The 17,348-nt window shown below is 62.8% G+C and carries 9 protein-coding genes and 1 pseudogene; 7 read left to right on the top strand and 3 right to left on the bottom strand.

Features of this window, described 5'->3' with window-relative positions:
• Positions 1-143: 143 nt before the first annotated feature.
• Positions 144-1,430, top strand: a complete 1,287-nt coding sequence (locus FO488_RS03190) for a L,D-transpeptidase family protein (protein WP_149209223.1) — start codon at positions 144-146, stop codon at positions 1,428-1,430.
• 122 nt (positions 1,431-1,552) lie between these two features.
• Here the strand turns inward: FO488_RS03190 and FO488_RS03185 are convergent, their stop codons facing one another.
• On the bottom strand, positions 1,553-3,916 hold the full coding sequence (locus FO488_RS03185; RefSeq protein WP_149209221.1) for a penicillin-binding protein 1A: 2,364 nt from the start codon (positions 3,914-3,916) through the stop codon (positions 1,553-1,555).
• Positions 3,917-4,216: 300 nt separating this feature from the next.
• Between FO488_RS03185 and FO488_RS03180 the strand changes: the two genes are divergently transcribed.
• From FO488_RS03180 to FO488_RS03170, 3 genes are all read left to right on the top strand, one after another.
• A complete protein-coding gene (locus FO488_RS03180; protein ID WP_149209219.1) occupies positions 4,217-5,428 on the top strand; it encodes a DUF3365 domain-containing protein in 1,212 nt (403 codons plus the stop codon).
• Positions 5,429-5,657: 229 nt separating this feature from the next.
• A complete protein-coding gene (locus FO488_RS03175) occupies positions 5,658-6,071 on the top strand; it encodes an NADH-quinone oxidoreductase subunit A (protein ID WP_149209217.1) in 414 nt (137 codons plus the stop codon).
• 154 nt (positions 6,072-6,225) lie between these two features.
• On the top strand, positions 6,226-8,595 hold the full coding sequence (locus FO488_RS03170) for an NADH-quinone oxidoreductase subunit B/C/D (protein WP_149212062.1): 2,370 nt from the start codon (positions 6,226-6,228) through the stop codon (positions 8,593-8,595).
• A gap of 28 nt (positions 8,596-8,623) precedes the next feature.
• On the opposite strand, the gene FO488_RS03165 is transcribed toward FO488_RS03170, so the two are convergent.
• Entirely contained in the window at positions 8,624-9,754 is a 1,131-nt protein-coding gene (locus FO488_RS03165) for a response regulator (RefSeq protein WP_149209215.1), read from the bottom strand.
• Complete coding sequence (locus tag FO488_RS03160; protein ID WP_149209213.1) at positions 9,744-13,634, bottom strand: PAS domain S-box protein; 3,891 nt, start codon at positions 13,632-13,634, stop codon at positions 9,744-9,746. Before FO488_RS03160 ends, FO488_RS03165 begins: the two co-directional genes overlap by 11 nt.
• A 244-nt stretch (positions 13,635-13,878) precedes the next feature.
• On the opposite strand from FO488_RS03160, the pseudogene murA reads away from it, so the two are divergent.
• The 3 genes and pseudogenes from murA to hisD all read left to right on the top strand — a co-directional run bounded on the left by murA (position 13,879) and on the right by hisD (position 17,221).
• Positions 13,879-15,131: pseudogene (gene murA, locus FO488_RS03155) on the top strand (UDP-N-acetylglucosamine 1-carboxyvinyltransferase).
• Positions 15,132-15,266: 135 nt separating this feature from the next.
• A complete protein-coding gene (gene hisG / locus FO488_RS03150; RefSeq protein ID WP_149209211.1) occupies positions 15,267-15,914 on the top strand; it encodes an ATP phosphoribosyltransferase in 648 nt (215 codons plus the stop codon).
• 11 nt (positions 15,915-15,925) lie between these two features.
• Positions 15,926-17,221 carry a histidinol dehydrogenase gene (hisD, locus tag FO488_RS03145; protein ID WP_149209209.1) on the top strand — a complete coding sequence of 432 codons (1,296 nt, stop codon included), beginning with the start codon at positions 15,926-15,928 and terminating at the stop codon, positions 17,219-17,221.
• Positions 17,222-17,348 lie beyond the last annotated feature (127 nt).

Genomic DNA, 17,348 nt, shown 5'->3' with positions numbered 1-17,348 from the left:
AAACACCGCCAATGCCCTCCTGCAGAGGGGCGTATGTGCTCCATGCGCATTCATGCCTCTTATATATAATGGGGAGCAGCGCCGCGGCAGGCGGTCAACTTAACTGTTGCCAAGTTTCCGGGATATATTGTACATAATTTTCCATGAAACTTCCTTTACCTTTCCGCATCTCCGTTATGGGCGCTGCGCGTCTTGCACCCCTTGCCGCACTTTTACTGTTACCCCCCGGCGCCTGGGCCGACACCCGTCAGGACGCTCTCCGGGCCGTCTCTCACCTGCGCGCATCCGGCTTCGGCCAGCAGATGCCCGACGAGATGACGAGCGTGGATGCCACCCTCTCCCTGGCCGAGCAGCATTACCGGATGCACGAGCGTGACAAGGCCGAGCGCTATTATCTGCTTACCATTCAGAAGGTACGGGTCATCCAGGAGACGTTGCCCCTGGCCCCGCCACCCGAGGCAGCCGGAAACATTCCGCCCCAGAAGGCATCTGCCGCCCCCCCCGAAACGGTACCGGCCGAACCTGTGCCCGCCCCTGCCCCGGAACAAAGGACCGCCAGCCAGGATATCCCCGTTCCCCCGCAGGCTGCCCCGTCCCACGAGGAGTTCACATCGGCCAAGGTCGTGGGAAGTGCCAGCGTCTATACCGTCGTCAAGGGAGATACCCTGCGACTGGTAGCGGCAAAACTGGGGGTCAGCCGCCAGCACCTCATAGCGACCAACAGACTGGAGGCCAAGGCGGTCCTCAAAGCCGGCCAGAAACTGAAGTACAACAACCGGAAGATCATCCCCCAGCGGATGAGGGAAGGCATCGTGGTCAACATCCCCGACCGCACCCTGTACTATTTCCGCCAGGGGAAGTTGGTAACCTCGCTCCCGGTAGCGGTCGGCACGGGGAAGAAGAGCGACAAATTCGACTGGCAGACGCCGGTCGGCAAATTCAGGGTAACGGGGAAGCAGAAAGACCCTACCTGGCACGTTCCCGTTTCCATCCGCTCGGAGATGGAGGAAGAGGGGAAGGAGGTCATCACCAGCATCCCCCCCGGCCCCGGCAACCCCCTGGGGAGGTATGCCATCAAGACCTCAATCCCGGGGATACTGATTCACAGCACCATCAAGCCATGGTCCATCTACGGCTTTGCCAGCCACGGCTGCATCAGGGTCTCGCCGCTCCAGATGGAAGGGTTCTTCAACGAGGTCCGGGTCAACACCCCGGGGGAGATCATCTACAAGCCGGTGAAGGTGGCCGTGACCGAACAGGGGAGGATTCTCCTGGAGGTCCACCAGGATGTGTACAAGAAGGGGGTGAAGCCGGATGTGGAGGCATGGAACCTCATCAGGAAGTACCGGCTGGCGGAGCGTATCGACCGGGACAAGGTGGAGGCGGTGATCAGGCAGCGTTCAGGTATTGCGGAGGATATCTCGCTGTAGCGGGTGCACTCGCCCGCATCGCGGGCAGGGCAATGTCATTCTTTCAGAACAGCAAAAGGGGAGGCGCGAACGCCTCCCCTTTTGCTGTCAGGCACGAAACATCTCCTGCAATACCAACGGGATTACTCCTCTTTTTCCGCAGAGGGCGGACGGGTGGCGGCACCACCTTCGCCGTCATAGCCGGTCGGTTCGCTTCCCTTGACAAAGCATTCCATGACCGCCCCCGGTGTCCCTTCCTTGGCCAGCTTGCCGGTACGGGGATTGATCAGCACAAAGGTGACATCCTCCGGGGCCTCGAAGTCCATGACCGGTAAGCCCGATGTCGCCTTCCTCATGAATTCGGCCCAGATCGGCGCAGCCGCCTGACCGCCCGACCCGCCGCTCCCCAGGGAACGCTCCTGGTCGTACCCCACCCACACGCCGGTCACCAGTTGGGGGATGTAGCCGACGAACCAGGCATCCTTGCCTTCGTTCGTGGTGCCGGTCTTGCCGGCTACGGGGCGCCCGATGATGGCGCGGGAACCGGTGCCGCTGGCAACGACGCTCTGCATCAGGTTGGTGATGACGTAGGAGGTTTCCGGCGAAACAACCGGAACAGCGGCCGGCGGCTGATTTTCCTGCAGGACGGTCCCCTCGTTGTCCGTGACCTTGGTGACGAAATACTGGGGGATCAACTGTCCCTTGTTGGCAAAGACTGAGTAGGCTTCGGTCAGCTCGAAGGGGGATACGGACGCGGCCCCCAGGGCCAGGGCCAGATTGGCCGGGATCTGGGAGGTGAAACCGAGCTTTCTGGCGTAGTCGGCGGCATACTGGGCGCCGATCTGTTCCATGATCTTGACGCTGACGATGTTGATGGAGTAGGTCAACGCCTCGCGCATGGTGACCGGCCCACGGAAGGTATTGTCGTAGTTCTTCGGTTTCCAGGTCCCGCCGGCGCCGTCCGGGTATTCCACTTCGGCGTCCTCGATGATGGTGGCCGGGGTCAGTCCCTTGTCGAGAGCCGCGGCGTAGATAATCGGCTTGAAGGCCGAACCGGCGTTGCGCCGGGCCTGGATGGCCCGGTTGAACTGGCTCTTGCGGAAGTCGTAACCGCCCACCATGGCCTTGACCGCCCCGGTGCGGGGATCGATGGAAACCAGTGCCGCCTGCACCTCGGGGGTCTGGTCGAGGGCGAACTGGGCCCCCTCCCTGTTAATCTCCGGCGATACCACCGACACCTCGATCACCGAGCCGAGGGTGAGGCTTTTGTTCCCCTTCTCCGGCTTACCGTAGCTGTCGATCGTCCCCACCCTGCCGGCCCAGGCCATATTCTTCCGGGTCAGGACCCCCTTGCGGTCCCCGACCCTGACGATGGCCTCACCCTTCTCCGGGGCGAATCCCACCACGACCCCCTGATAGGTCTCCCCGGTCTTGAGGGTAGCGGAATCGATCCCCTCCTCCACCTTGGCGCAAAACCCCTCCACCTCGGTTTCGCCGAGATACCGGGTCGGTCCCCGGAATCCCTGGCGCTTGTCCACCGCCTTGAGGCCGTTCCTCAGGCTTTCGTAAGCCGCCCGCTGCATCTCGGCGTTCATGGTGGTGTAGATCTTCAGCCCGCCCTTGTAGAGCTGATCCTCGCCGTACTTCTCCTCGAGCTGGATGCGCAGGTGTTCCAGAAAATAGGCCGACTGCTCGTTGTTCACCTTCTTCATGGAGCGGATCTCGATCGGCGTCTTCTTGGCGTGTTCGGCCTCGGCGGTCGTGATGTACCCCTCCTTTACCATCCGGTCCAGGACGTAGGCCTGCCGCTCCCGGGCCTTGTCCAGGTGTTTGATGGGGGAATAGGCGTTGGGCGCCTTGGGAAGCCCGGCCAGCATGGCCATCTCGGCCAGGTTGAGTTGATCGACGTTTTTACCGAAATAGGTCTCTGCCGCCACCTGGACGCCGTAGGCCCCGCCCCCCAGGTAGATCTGGTTCAGGTACAGGTAGAGGATCTCGTCCTTGGAGAGCTTTTCCTCCATGCGCTTGGCCAGGATGGCCTCCTTGATCTTGCGGGAGAACTTCTTTTCCGGGGTCAGCAGCATGGACTTGGTCACCTGCTGGGTGATGGTCGAGGCCCCTTCCTTCTTGCGCATGGAGAGCAGGTTTTTGAAGGCAGCCCGTACAATCCCCAGGTAATCAATCCCCTTGTGCTGGTAGAAACTGGAGTCTTCGGCCGCCACGAAGGCCTGGATCAGCTTGCGCGGCATCTTCTCCACCGGCACCACGATGCGCCGCTCCAGATAGAATTCCCCCACCAGGCTGCCGTCGTCGCCAAAGACCTGGGAAACAATGGGCGGCTTATAGTCCGCCAGACGGTCCACCCGCGGCAGACGCGCCATGAGATAAAAAACATACCCCGTTGCTCCGAGCAGTCCTACAATGCCCAGCGTAACGGCAAACAACGCCAGGGCCGGTAAAATCCCCCTGCCTTTGGCGGATGCGGATGTGGGTGCCTTCCTGTCCATATGCCTACTCCCCGGCTGTGCGCCGCGATGATTCATTGATGCATGCATCAGTGTAAAATTCTGGTGCAATCTCTTAAAGATAGCCCATATTACCACGAGAATTCAAGCATAATAACGAGACCACATTGCCCTTGCCAAGCCTCGAAGAGTGGTTATAATCTGTCTGAATCAGCGAGGCCTGCGCGGCAAACCGGGAGGCACGCCGGTGAGGAGAGCCGGGGAGGCGTCACGGATTCAGGCACCCCGGCAAGCGATACTTGAAGCGCCGGGCAGCAGGAACGGCAGGGCCGGGGAACCGCCATGAAAATGCTTTCTGACCGTAGCGTCAACACCAAATTCAACATCATCGCCGCCCTCCTCCTCGCGGCGCTTTTCCTCTCCCTGGCCTACAGCAACTATCGCCGGGAGCAGGCGCTCATTCTCACCACGGCCGTGGACAATGCCCGCGCCATCGCACACCAGATCATCGAGACCCGGGACTACCTTTCCCAAAGCGTCACCAACGAACCGGAACACAACTACAACCTCATTCCCCAGGTGGCCGCCACCCAGATCGCCAAGCGCCTCACCAGCGGATCGCGCTACTATGTGCGTCAGGTTTCGTTGCGCTACCGCAATCCGGGCAACCGCCCCGACAGTTTTGAGGCCGCCCACTTGGCCGCCTTTCGGGACGGGCAGGTCCGGGAGGTCTGGCAGGTGACCGGGGAACGCGGGAAGAAGGCCCTGCGCTACCTGCTGCCCATGAAAGCCGACCAATCGTGCCTGACCTGCCATGGCAGCTATGACACCGCGCCCCGTTTTGTCCGGGAACGCTTCCCGCGGGCGCATTACTCTTACGGCTACAAGGTGGGCGAGGTGATCGGTGCGGTGTCGGTGTCGGTCCCCATGGAGGGGCTGTACCGGGAGGTCGGCACCAACCTCGCTTTCGACCTGCTCTACGACGGCGCGGTCCTCCTGGCTTTCATCCTCATCAGCGGGTGGCTTATCCGCAGGACGATCCTGACACCGGTCAAGAGCGTTGCCGGGAGCATCGCCGAAGTGGCTCGCACCGGCAATTTCTCCGAGCGACTCACGGAGCGGGGCAACGACGAGGTGGGCGAACTGATCGGATCCTTCAACGAACTGATGGCGGAACTGGACCGCAAGACCCTGCAACGGAAGGAATCGGAGGATCGCTACCGCAACTTCATCGAGATCGCCCAGTCCCCCATCGTCACCTTCGTCGGGGACGGCAAGATCGTCATCTCCAACCAGAAGGCGGAAAAGCTCTTCGGCCTGACCAAACAGGAACTGCTCGGCCAGTGCATTTTCGAATTCATGGAAAACGGCGATGAACTGCGGGCCGCGGTGGAAGGGTATTTCAGCTCCGGCAGCAGCGACCTGATCGGGACCACAACGCGGCAAACGGTACGGGACGTGTGCGGCAACCCCTTTGAGGTCGACATGGTCATTTCCGTTTCCCAGGCGGACCAGAATCCGATCTTTAGCGCCATACTGCGGCCGCTTAAGTAATGACTCCGGGAAAAGTGTCTGCCGCAGAGCCTCGAAGACATAGAGTAAGTCAGGAGTAAGGCGGGCAAAATAATGATGACTCCTGATGATGGTAGTACAAAAATCGTTTTTTATTTTTCTCTGTGGCCCTCGGTGTCGCTGTGCCTCCGTGGCGGATGTCAGCCTCTCTTCCCGGCAGCCCGCGTTTCACGTTTGAAGCGGTACGAATATCTGCTATAGTTTCCCCACTATGGTATCCGACCCACTCTATCAACTCGCCCTGTACGCCCTGGTGACTGTTGCCCTGATCGGAGTTTTGCTGCTGGCTGCCTGGTGGCTCGGGGCCAGGCGCACCCAGCCCGGCAAGGAGGCCCCCTATGAATCGGGGGTTCTGCCCACCGGCGGCGCGCGCCTGGCATGGCCGGTCCCCTTCTACCTGGTGGCCATCTTCTTCATCGTCTTCGACGTGGAGGCGGCCTTTATCTTCACCTGGGCCTCGGCCTGGGACCTGCTCGGCATGGCAGGCCTCACCCAGATCACGGTCTTCATCGTCATCTTAGCCGCCGGGTTGCTCTGGCTATGGCTCAAGGGCGGCCTGGAGTGGGGCCCTTCGCGGGGGAGAAAGGCAGATTTTTCGCAATGCCTGCGTAAATCTTCGGAATAGCCTGTCCGGCGTAGCGCCCTTCATCCGACCTCTCCGCGGGGGAAAAGGGTGGCTAGAGGCTGGGTGAAGGCCTCCGCGCTCTTCCTCGACAGCCTTGATCTGGCAAAAACTTTGCACTTCAGAGGTGCCAACCTTGTACGATAAACCGGACAACATCATCCCGCCCCCGGACAACATCATCCTGACCCGCCTCGACGACCTGATCAACTGGGGGCGGGCCAACTCCCTCTGGCCCATGTTCTTCGGCCTCTCCTGCTGCTTCGTGGAGATGATGACCTCCTTCACGTCGCGCCACGACATCTCCCGCTTCGGGGCCGAAGTGCTGCGCGGCACCCCTCGTGAGGCGGACGTGATGGTGATCGCCGGGACGGTCTTCAAGAAGATGGCCCCCTCGATCCTGCACCTGTACGAGCAGATGGCCGAGCCGCGCTGGGTCATCTCCATGGGGAGCTGTTCCAACTCGGGAGGCATGTACGACGTGTACAGCGTAGTGCAGGGGGTCAACCAGATCCTGCCGGTGGACGTGTACGTGCCCGGCTGCCCCCCCCGCCCCGAGGCATTCCTCCAGGGTTTGATGCTGCTACAGGAAAAGATCAGAACCGGGGAGCGCCCGGCACGGCCGGTCCTGCACCTGGCCGGCGGCTGCCAGGGGACCACCGTCCCGGTCCTCAAGGACGGGGAGACCAAATCCCGCGACCCCCGCGGACCGGGCATGACAGCCATCCCTGCCCGGGGTGCCGCCGTGGGGCACCCAGCCATGTTCCAGCCCCGCTCGGACGAGCAGTGGCGCCCTCCCGCACCCCGCCACCCCTACCCGGATTTCGGGCTTCCCGGAGAGATCAGTACGCTGTTCGGCGACCGGGTCGCCATCGACGGGACCGCCACCGACATGCTCACCCTGCGGGCGCCGGCCGAACTGGTGCCCGACCTGCTGCGCCATCTGAAAGGACGCCCCGGCGCCGCCTTCAAGCGCCTGGAGGACATCGCCGCCGTAGACGACTCGCTGCGGCGGGAGCGGTCGCACCACCGGGACTTCACCCTCAACTACCACCTGCTCTCCTTCGACCAGCCCGGCTATGTGCGCGTCAAATGCGAACTGGCGGGGGAATCCCCGGAAGCGCCCAGTGTGACCCCGGTCTTCCCGGCGGCCGACTGGTACGAGCGGGAGGTGTTCGATATGTTCGGCATCCGCTTTGCCGGTCACCCCAACCTGCGGCGGATCCTGATGCCCCACGACTGGCAGGGGCACCCCCTGCGCAAGGGGCACCCCTTCCGCGCCACGGAAATGGCCCCCTACACCGTGGACGACGCCCGCCGCCACGCTCCGTTGCCCGCTTCGGACTTCTTCGAGCGGATCAATGAGGGGGAGATGGTGCTCAACCTGGGGCCACAGCACCCCGGCACCCACGGCATCATCCGCTGCATCCTCAAACTGGACGGGGAGGAGATCCGCGACATCGACTTCGACATCGGCTATCACCACCGGGGAGCCGAGAAGATCGCCGAACGCCAGCACTGGAACCAGTTCATCCCCTACACCGACCGCATCGACTACCTGGCCGGGGTGCAGAACAACCTGGCCTACGCCACCGCGGTCGAACGGCTGTGCGGTATCCAGGTGCCCGAGCGGGCCCAGCATATTCGCGTCATGCTCGCCGAACTGTTCCGCATCGCCAGCCACCTGGTCTGGCTGGGCACCTTTGCCGCCGATGTGGGCGCCATGACGCCGGTCTTCTATACCTTTACCGACCGGGAGATGATCTTCGACATCGTGGAGATGATCACCGGGGGCCGGATGCACCCGGCCTGGTTCCGCATCGGCGGCGTGGCCGAGGACCTGCCCGAGGGATGGGAAGCTCCGGTGAAGCGGTTTCTGAGCTGGCTGCCCCCCCGGCTCCGGGAGTACGAGCAGCTCATCGACGGCAACCCGATCTTCCGGGCACGCCTTGAGGGGGTCGGCGTCATCTCGGCAGAAGAGGCCCGGGAATGGGGGCTCTCCGGCCCCAACCTGCGCGCCTGCGGTGTGGAGTGGGATCTGCGGAAGAAAATACCCTACGGTGGGTACGAACGGTTCGCGTTCGATGTGGCCGTGGCCGAGGGAGGGGACTGCTGGGCGCGCTACCTGGTGCGCATGGAGGAGATCCGCCAGTCGCTCGGCCTGGTGGAACAGGCCATGGACGGGATGCCCGACGGCCGCTGGATCGTGGACGATTACCGCTATGTGCTGCCCCAAAAGCAGGATGCCCTGAAGGACATCGAATCTCTGATCCACCACTTCGTCAACAGCACCCGGGGCATGACGCCGCCCAAGGGAGAGGCCTACGCCGCCATCGAGGCACCCAAGGGGGAAAACGGCTATTTCGCCGTCTCGGACGGCCTGAACATCCCCTACCGGATGCGCATCCGCACCCCCAGCTTCCCGCACATCCAGGCGTTGCCGCTCATGAGCCGCGGCTGGCTGGTGGCCGACTTCCTGGCGATCCTGGGCTCGGTGGATTTCGTCCTGGCCGATCTCGACCGCTGACGCCCCCTGAAGGTCGTCCGGCTGCCGCTCAGACGTCGAGGGTGAGGGCCGGCCGGCACGTCCCCTCTCCGCAGGATGCCGCTTCCTGGGATTGGCTCGCCTCGAAGACCTCCGCGAACTCATCCTTGATCCTGTCGAACGTGGCCAGGATGCGGGGATCGAAATGCTCCGGCATGGTCCTGCCGTCGCCGTTCAGGATGATGTCGCACGCCGTGGCGTGATCGAAGGCCCCCTTGTAGACCCGCTCGCTCCGCAAGGCGTCATACTGGTCGGCCATCATGGTGATCCGCCCGGCAATGGGGATGGCCTCGCCCCGCAGGCCGTAGGGATAGCCGCCGCCGTCCCAGCGCTCGTGGTGGCTGGCCGCGATGGTCGCCCCCATCTGAAGCATGCTGTGGGCCGAACCTTTCAGAATCCTCTCGCCGATGACCGTATGCTGCTTGATGGTCTCGAATTCGGCGGGCGTGAGCGTTCCCGGTTTGAGCAGGATCGAATCGGGGATGCCGATCTTGCCAACGTCGTGCATGGCGCTGGCGATATGGATTTGCTCGACAAAACTATCCGGCATGTCCAGGGCGGTCGCCAGTTTTTTGGCATACAGGCCGATGCGCAGGATGTGCAGCCCCGTATCCTCGTCCCGCAATTCGGCCGCCGCGGTGAGCCGCTCGATGATCTCGCGGCTCATCTTGGTCAACCTGCGCAACGCCTCGGCCAGTTCCGAGGTCCGCTTCTCCACCGTGATCTCCAACTCCCGCTTGTAGTTCTTTTCGATCTGGGTCAGATGCTTGTAGTGGACCCCCTTCTCCACCGTGTGGATCAGATACGGGGGGCTGTACGGCTTGATGATGAAGTCGAAAGCCCCTTTCTGGATGGCCTTGACGGCCGTATCCAGGTCCGCGTAAGCGGTCATGAGCACCACCGGCGTCTCCCGGTCCAGAAAGCGGATCTTCTCCAGAAGTTCGATGCCGTCCATATGGGGCATGTTGATATCGGTCAGGACCAGGTCCACCGGCCTGGTCACGAACTGCTTGACCGCCTCGTGGCCATTGGCAAAGGCCTGGACCGTAAAACCATATTCGTCGAGCAGTGTTGAAACGCTCTCCAGCACGAAACGGTCGTCGTCAACCACGAAGATGTTCCCGGTTGTTTCACTCCCCATGGCCCAGCACCTCGCGAATTTTCATGAGCAACTCCTTGGGCATATATGGTTTGGGGATGAAAGGCAGGCTTTCATCCAGGACTTCCTGGGAACGGACGATCTCCTCCGTGTGGCCGCTGGTGAAGAGTACCTTTACCCCCGGGCTGCCGGCACGGATGACTTCATAGACCTCCCGCCCCTTCATCTCGGGCATGTTGACATCCAGGAGGAGCAGGCAGATCCGTTCGCGGTTTTCGTTGAACCTGTCCAGGGCCTGCCTGCCGTCCGCGGCCTCGATAACCCCATAGCCGAACTCCTCCAGCACCTCCCGGGAAAAGTTGCGCGTGGACTCGTTGTCGTCGGCCAGAAGGATCACCTTTTTTCCGGCCTGGGGGTGAACCGGAGGCGGCGCCTGTTCATCGTCTTTGGACTCCAGGTCCGAACAGGGGAGATAGATGCTGAAGGTCGTCCCCCTCCCCTTCTCGCTGCTGCACACAATGCACCCATTGTGCTTTTTGACGATGCCATAGGCGATGGAAAGGCCGAGCCCGGTTCCCTTGCCGGTCCCCTTGGTGGTGAAAAACGGCTCGAAGATATGGCTGATCGTCTCCTCATCCATGCCCTCGCCGGTATCGGATACCGTCAGCAGCGCAAAACGGCCGGACTGGCCGAGCCCGTTCAGCGCGGCGAACGTGCCGTCCAGATCGACCAGCATGCTGCCGATGACGATCTCGCCCCCGCCCGGCATGGCATCCCGCGCGTTGGTGGCCAGGCTCATGAGCACCTGCTCGATCTGGACGCTGTCCACCACAACCGGCAACTCTTCGGCAGCCAGGTCGGTGGTGAGGTGGATGTCCTCGCTGATCAGCCGGTGGAGCAGTTTCTGCACCCGTTCGACGATCTCGTTGAGGTTGATGTGGCGGGTGATCGTGTGCTGCTTGCGGCTGAATGCCAGAAGACCCTTGGTCAGGCTGGAACCGCGCTCGGCCGTAGCCAGGATCTGCTCCACCCCGTTGCGGAAAGGGCTTTCCTGCGGCAGCTTGATCTGCATGATGCTGGCATAGCCAATGACCGCCGTCAGGATATTGTTGAAGTCATGGGCGATGCCGCCGGCCAGTTGCCCGATGGCCTCCATCTTCTGGGAGTGGTGCAGTTCGCTTTCCAGCCGCTTGCGCTCGGTAATATCCTCGTTGATAGCGATGAAGTGGGTGATCAGACCGTCTTCATCCCTGATCGGAGCGATCAATGACTGCTCCCAGTACAATTCGCCGCTCTTCTTGCGGTTGTGAAACTCCCCGCGCCACTCGTGCCCGGCGAGGACCGTCTCCCAGAGCTGCCGGTACTCCTCCGGGCTGGTGTTGCCGGATTTGAACATGCGGGTGTTCTGGCCGACCGCCTCGACGGCGGAATATCCCGTGACCTCGCTGAAGCGGGGGTTGACGTATTCGATGGTGCCGCCCGTGTCCGTGATGATGATGGAGGCCGGGCTTTGCTCCACGGCGACCGAGAGTTTTCGCAGGCTCGCCTCGGCTTTCCGGCGCTCCGACAACTCCCGCTGCACCGCATCGTAGAGGTGGGCGTTGTCCAGGGCCACGGAGGCCAGTTCGGCAAATTGCGTCAGGATGGCCATCTGCTCGTCATCGAAGAGCTGCCCCTCCTTGAGGAACGCCAACCCGAGTACGCCGACCACCCTGTTGTTCGACTTCAGCGGGACGCCGGCCACGGCTCGCAGCACGATACGGTCGGCGTCGGGAAGCCGGTGTTCCCACTGGCTGTAATTGTCCACATGGAACGGCTCCCCCGTTGTCCAGACCTGGCCCGCAACCCCGTCATGGGGCCCGATGGGACGATGGACGAAGCGTTTGAATACCCCGCTCCGGTAGACCATGTCCATTGCGGTTCCCTGCCCGTTCAGCAGGTGGACGTAGCAATGCTCGGTCCCCACCAGTTTACCGGCGCGCACGAGGATCGCCTGCAGGAGGCTGGGCACGTCCAGGCGCCTGACGAGCCCCAGGGAGGTCTCGTGAAATGCGGTGAGGTATTCGTTCTGGCGGCGCAGGAGTTCCTCGGCGCGCTTGCGGTCGCTCATATCCCTGGCCACGGCCAGGATCGCCTTATCCCCGTTGAAGTCGATCAGGCGGGCCTTCACCTCCACCGGCAGGGTGAGGCCGTTCTTGCAGCGGTGGCAGGTTTCGAAGGTGATCTGCCCCTGCTCCATGACACGGCTGAACCGCTCGGGGTTGTGCGGGAAGTACTCGGGGGTGTCCAGCTCCCCCACCCGCATGCCGATGAGCTCCTCGCGCGCGAAGCCATAGCGGCTGCACGCCTCGTTGTTCACCTCCAGGATCGCGCCGTCCCTGTGGATGATGAAGATGGCGTCGCTGGACTGCTCGAAGAAAAGCCGGAATTTTTCCTCGCTGGCGACGATGGCCAGCTCGGCCCGTTTCAGGAGCGAGATATCGGTGAAGCTGCCGCGCAGACCCACGTAGTCGCCGTTCTGGCCGAAGACCGGCCGGCAGAGGTAGTTCGCCCAGCGCACCTGGCCGTTCTTGGTGACGATCCTGAATTCCTGCGGCTCGACGGCATCGGCGGTTGCCACATCCCGGTATTGCGCATCCCAATGTCCCCGGTCATCGGGGTGGATGAGGGAACTCAACAGGCCGGGAGTTGCATAGAACTCCTCGGGACCGTACCCGGTGACATCGCTGCAGCTGGGGGAAACATAGTGCATGGTCCCCCGGTCCGGGGCGACCCAGAAGACCATCTCCGAGGAAAAATCCACCACCGTGCGGTACAGCACCTCCCGCTTGGCAAGCTCCTCCTGCTGCTGGTCCACCTCCGTGACCAGCCGGTTGAACGCCTGGGCGAGTATGGCCGGTTCGTCGTCGCCTGCGGCGGGAAAGAGGCGCTCGCCGCCCCTTTTGGCGGAGAGGGTTTCCACGTGCCGGGTGAGGGCCAGAATCGGCGAGGTCAGTTGGGAGAGGGCGCGCCGCAGCAGCAGGGCGGCGAGCAGCGCCACCGGAACAACGATCCCCAGAAAGAGGGCATTCGCCTTGTGGATCGGCCCATAGGCCTGGGCGATGGGATAGTTGGCCGCGATAATCCAGTTCTTGCTCTTGAGGTGCTTGAACGATGCCAATGTGCGCACCCCGCGGGAGGTCATCGTCTCGTCGGTGCCGTCGAAACCTGAGATGGCACGGTCCAGGAGCGGATTGGCGCCCGGGGGAGGCGTTCCCTTCGCGCCCACGTCGGCATCGGAATGAAACAGGGTGGTCCGGTCGGTGCTGATGACGTACAGGTAGCCGTTCTTGCCGATCCTCACGTCGGCAAGCTTGCCCAGGAACGGGGAACGGGTCAGGTCGATCCCCCCTCCCAGCACCGCGATCAGGGCGCCGCTCTCGTCGAACACCGGCGCCGTGAACATGACGGCCGGGTGACGGTGCTCCTGGGAAGATATGTAGGGGTCGGAGATAAAGGGTTTCCGGGTGGCAATGGTCCTTTTCAGGTAATCCCGGTAGGAGTAGTCTTTGCCCGAGCGCTCCAGCCCCAGAGGCATCTCCGCCACCATGCGGCCGGTGCGGTCGAAGAGGAAGAAGCCGTTATCGAAGGTGGCGAGATGCTCGCTCTCCCCCCTCAGGAACGTCAGCGCCTTTTGAGGGGTGGAGACGCTTTCGGGCGTGGCCATGCGGGCGATGGCGGCCAGCGACTCGCTGGTGGCCACCACCTGTCGGTCGATATCATCCGCCAGGATCGAGACGATCTGATACTGCTGTTCGGCGATCCCCCCCCTGATGCGGGATTCGAGAATTTTTTGGGACAGTGCCAGAATCCCCGCCAGCACACAGATGGAGAGAATGGGGTACACTAAGCTGACTTTCGTCTTGAGGGAAAGGGTCCGCATCGCAACGTTTCCGAAATCAGTGAGGTTTTCGCGCTCTGCGCCGCATGGCCGGTCGGCTGCTGCAGGCACAGGTCCGGCATCATACCATAGTCCCGGGCAGAACTAAAAAATAAAAAATCACTCATCTGCGGGACGCACCGGCCGTCCCGGCACCGCCCGGCTTCCGGCCAACTTTTTCTTGGACAAGGTGCACCCCATCGAGTAATATGCATCGAATAACTATCAACAAACGAGGAGAAAAAGGGTGGACAAGCTTGTCATCAAGGGTGGGAAAAAACTAGCGGGCGAAGTGCGGGTCAGCGGCTCCAAGAACGCCTCCCTGCCGATCTTCGTGGCCACCATCCTGAACTCCGGGATGAACGAGATCAGCAACGTACCCTTCCTGCGCGACATCAACACCACCATCAAGGTGCTGGAATCCCTGGGCGCCACCATCGAAGGCAACGGCAACGTCGTCAGGATCGACTCGGCCGGCATCCGCAACCACGAGGCGACCTACGAACTGGTCAAGACCATGCGCGCCTCGGTGCTGGTGCTGGGGCCGCTTCTGGCCCGCTTCGGCAAGGCCCGGGTCTCCCTGCCCGGCGGCTGCGCCATCGGTGCCCGTCCCATCAACCTGCACCTCAAGGGACTCCAGGCACTGGGGGCCGAGATCAGCCTGGAACACGGCTATGTGGAGGCCAGGGCCCGTCACCTGAAGGGGGCGCGGGTCAACTTCGACATCTCCACCGTGGGGGGGACCGAGCACCTGATGATGGCCGCTGCCCTGGCCAAGGGGGAAACCGTCCTGGAAAACGCCGCCCGCGAGCCGGAGATCGTCGATCTGGCCCAGATGCTCAACCTCATGGGAGCCAGGATAGAGGGGGCCGGCACCGATACCATCCATATCCAGGGGGTCACCGAACTCGCCCCGGTTTCCTACTCCGTCATGCCGGACCGCATCGAGGCAGGCACCTTCATGATCGCCGCCGCCATCACCGGGGGGACGTGAAGATCCACGGCATGAAGCTGGAACACCTGGACGCGCTGGTCTTCAAGCTTCAGGATGCCGGGGTGGAGATCACGAGCCACGACAACGTGGTGCGGGTCAAGGCTCCCCGGAAAATCCGCAGCATCAACATCAAGACCCGCCCCTACCCCGGCTTTCCCACGGACATGCAGGCCCAGTTCATGGCGCTCATGTGCGTGGCCGACGGGGCAAGCGTCATCAGCGAGAACATCTTCGAGAACCGTTTCATGCACGTTTCCGAGCTCCAGCGCTTCGGAGCGGACATCACCATCGAGGGGAACAGCGCCACGGTGAAGGGGGTCAGGAAACTCTCCGGCGCGCCGGTCATGGCCACCGACCTGCGGGCCTCGGCGTCCCTGATCCTGGCCGGCCTGGCCGCGGACAACATCACCGAGATCTCCCGCATCTATCATCTGGACCGGGGGTATGAGTCGATCGAGAAGAAGCTGGCAGGGCTGGGAGCGGACATCAAAAGGGTACAGGAGTGACGAATGCCGCTTTTCCGCAATCTCTGCGTTGTCGTTCGGAATCTCCTGGTGCGGCGTAGCGCTGCTACGCCCCCGCGGGCTTCCTCCTCCGCCTTGACCTTGCGAAAAATCGACATCCGAAAGGAATAAAACTAGGTGAACGACTGGATAACAATTGCAATCCCCAAAGGGCGCATCCTGGAAGAATCGGTGAAACTGTTCGGCAAGATCGGCATCGACTGCCGGGAACTGCTCTCCGACTCCCGCAAGCTGATCTTCGAGAATGCCGAACAGCGCATGCGCTACATGATCGTGCGCGCTACCGACGTCCCCACCTATGTGGAGTACGGCAGCGCCGACCTGGGCATCGTGGGCAAGGACACGCTCATGGAGCAGGGCAAGGACCTGTACGAGCCGCTGGACCTGAAGTTCGGCTACTGCCGCATGATGGTGGCCGAGCCGGCCAACCTGGCCCGCACCGACGACCCCTCGGGCTGGTCCCATATCCGCATCGCCACCAAGTACCCCCACGTGGCCGAAACCTATTTCGCCTCCAAGGGGATTCAGGTGGAGATCATCAAGCTGTACGGTTCCATCGAACTGGCTCCCCTGGTGGGGCTCTCCGAACGGATCGTGGACCTGGTGTCCACCGGCGAAACCCTGCGCCAGAACGGCCTGGTGGAGGTGGAGACCATCGCCGAGATCACCACCCGGCTGATCGTCAACCGCGCCAGCCTCAAGACCAAATACCGGCAGATCACCGAAATCATCCAGGGGCTGGAAAAAGAGCTTCAGCCCGCATAAAGAGAGTTCCCATGCTATTTCTCGACATACGCGACAACGACTTTTCCGAGAAGTTCGGCGCCATCCTCGCCCGGGGCGAAGAAACCGGCCGTGAGGTGGAACAGACCGTGCTCGGCATCATCGCCGACGTGCGCAAGCGGGGCGACGCAGCCGTGCTGGAGCTGACCCGGCGCTTCGATCGCCTGGAGGCAGCCTCCGTGGCCGAACTGGAGGTCACCCCCGCCGAGATCGAGGCGGCCTTCGCCCAGGTAGCCGAGGCGGACACGGCGGCACTCAAGCTGGCCGTGGAGCGGGTGGCCCGGTTCCACGAGAAGCAGAAACAGCAGACCTGGATCTCCACCGAGGAGCCGGACATCATGCTGGGACAGAAGGTCACTCCCTTGGCGCGGGTCGGCATCTACGTCCCGGGCGGCAAGGCAAGCTACCCCAGCAGCGTGATCATGAACGCCGTACCGGCCCGGGTAGCGGGCGTCGGCGAGATCGTCATGGTCGCCCCCACGCCGGGCGGCCAGATCAACCCCCACGTGCTGGTGGCGGCCAAACTGGCCGGGGTGGACCGCATCTTCCGCATGGGCGGGGCACAGGCGGTGGCGGCCCTGGCCTACGGCACCGCAACCATCCCCAGGGTGGACAAGGTCACCGGACCGGGCAACATCTACGTGGCCACGGCCAAGAAACTGGTCTTCGGCGCTGTGGGGATCGACATGATCGCCGGGCCGAGCGAGATCCTGGTCATCAACGACGGCAGCGGCAACGCCGCCCACATCGCGGCAGACCTCCTCTCCCAGGCCGAGCATGACGAACTCGCCTCGTCCATCCTCATCACCACCGACCGCGCCTTTGGCGAGCGGGTGGCGGCCGAGGTGGAGCGGCAACTGGCCCAACTCTCCCGGGAGACCATCGCCCGCGCCTCGTGGGACAACTACGGCGCCGTCATCGTGGCCGCCGACCTGGACGAGGCCATCGCCTTCTCCAACCGTATCGCCCCGGAACACCTGGAACTGGCCGTCGCCGATCCTTTCGCCATCCTCTCCCGCATCACCAATGCCGGGGCCATCTTCATGGGGCACTGGACCCCCGAAGCGGCAGGCGACTACCTGGCCGGGCCGAACCACACCCTCCCCACCGGCGGCACGGCCCGCTTTTTCTCCCCCCTGTCCGTGGACGATTTCGTGAAGAAATCCTCCATCGTCTATTTCTCCGAGGGAGGGTTGAAGCGGTTGGGGAGCGACATCGTGCGCATTGCCGGGCTGGAGGGGCTGGAAGCCCACGCCAAGTCGGTCGGCAAGCGGTTGGGGCTGGAGTAGACGGACCGCACCGGCGGATATGGCAAAATACTGTACCATCAAGAGGCACCCGGAGGCGATCCGGGTGCTTTTTTATTTGATGACGGTGGCTCGGGGGATGACTTTGGGCGGCATTTCTTTCGTATGC

It is taken from the genome of Geobacter sp. FeAm09 (assembly GCF_008330225.1).
Lineage (GTDB): Bacteria > Desulfobacterota > Desulfuromonadia > Geobacterales > Pseudopelobacteraceae > Oryzomonas.
Note: the sequence above shows the minus strand (reverse complement) of the source record. Positions and strands in the feature narration are given on the sequence as shown.

Coding starts and splice junctions, on each gene's coding strand:
- FO488_RS03190 (WP_149209223.1), top strand. CDS start 144: ATGAAACTTCCTTTACCTTTCCGCATCTCCGTTATGGGCGCTGCGCGT.
- FO488_RS03185 (WP_149209221.1), bottom strand. CDS start 3,916: ATGGACAGGAAGGCACCCACATCCGCATCCGCCAAAGGCAGGGGGATT.
- FO488_RS03180 (WP_149209219.1), top strand. CDS start 4,217: ATGAAAATGCTTTCTGACCGTAGCGTCAACACCAAATTCAACATCATC.
- FO488_RS03175 (WP_149209217.1), top strand. CDS start 5,658: ATGGTATCCGACCCACTCTATCAACTCGCCCTGTACGCCCTGGTGACT.
- FO488_RS03165 (WP_149209215.1), bottom strand. CDS start 9,754: ATGGGGAGTGAAACAACCGGGAACATCTTCGTGGTTGACGACGACCGT.
- FO488_RS03160 (WP_149209213.1), bottom strand. CDS start 13,634: ATGCGGACCCTTTCCCTCAAGACGAAAGTCAGCTTAGTGTACCCCATT.
- hisD (WP_149209209.1), top strand. CDS start 15,926: ATGCTATTTCTCGACATACGCGACAACGACTTTTCCGAGAAGTTCGGC.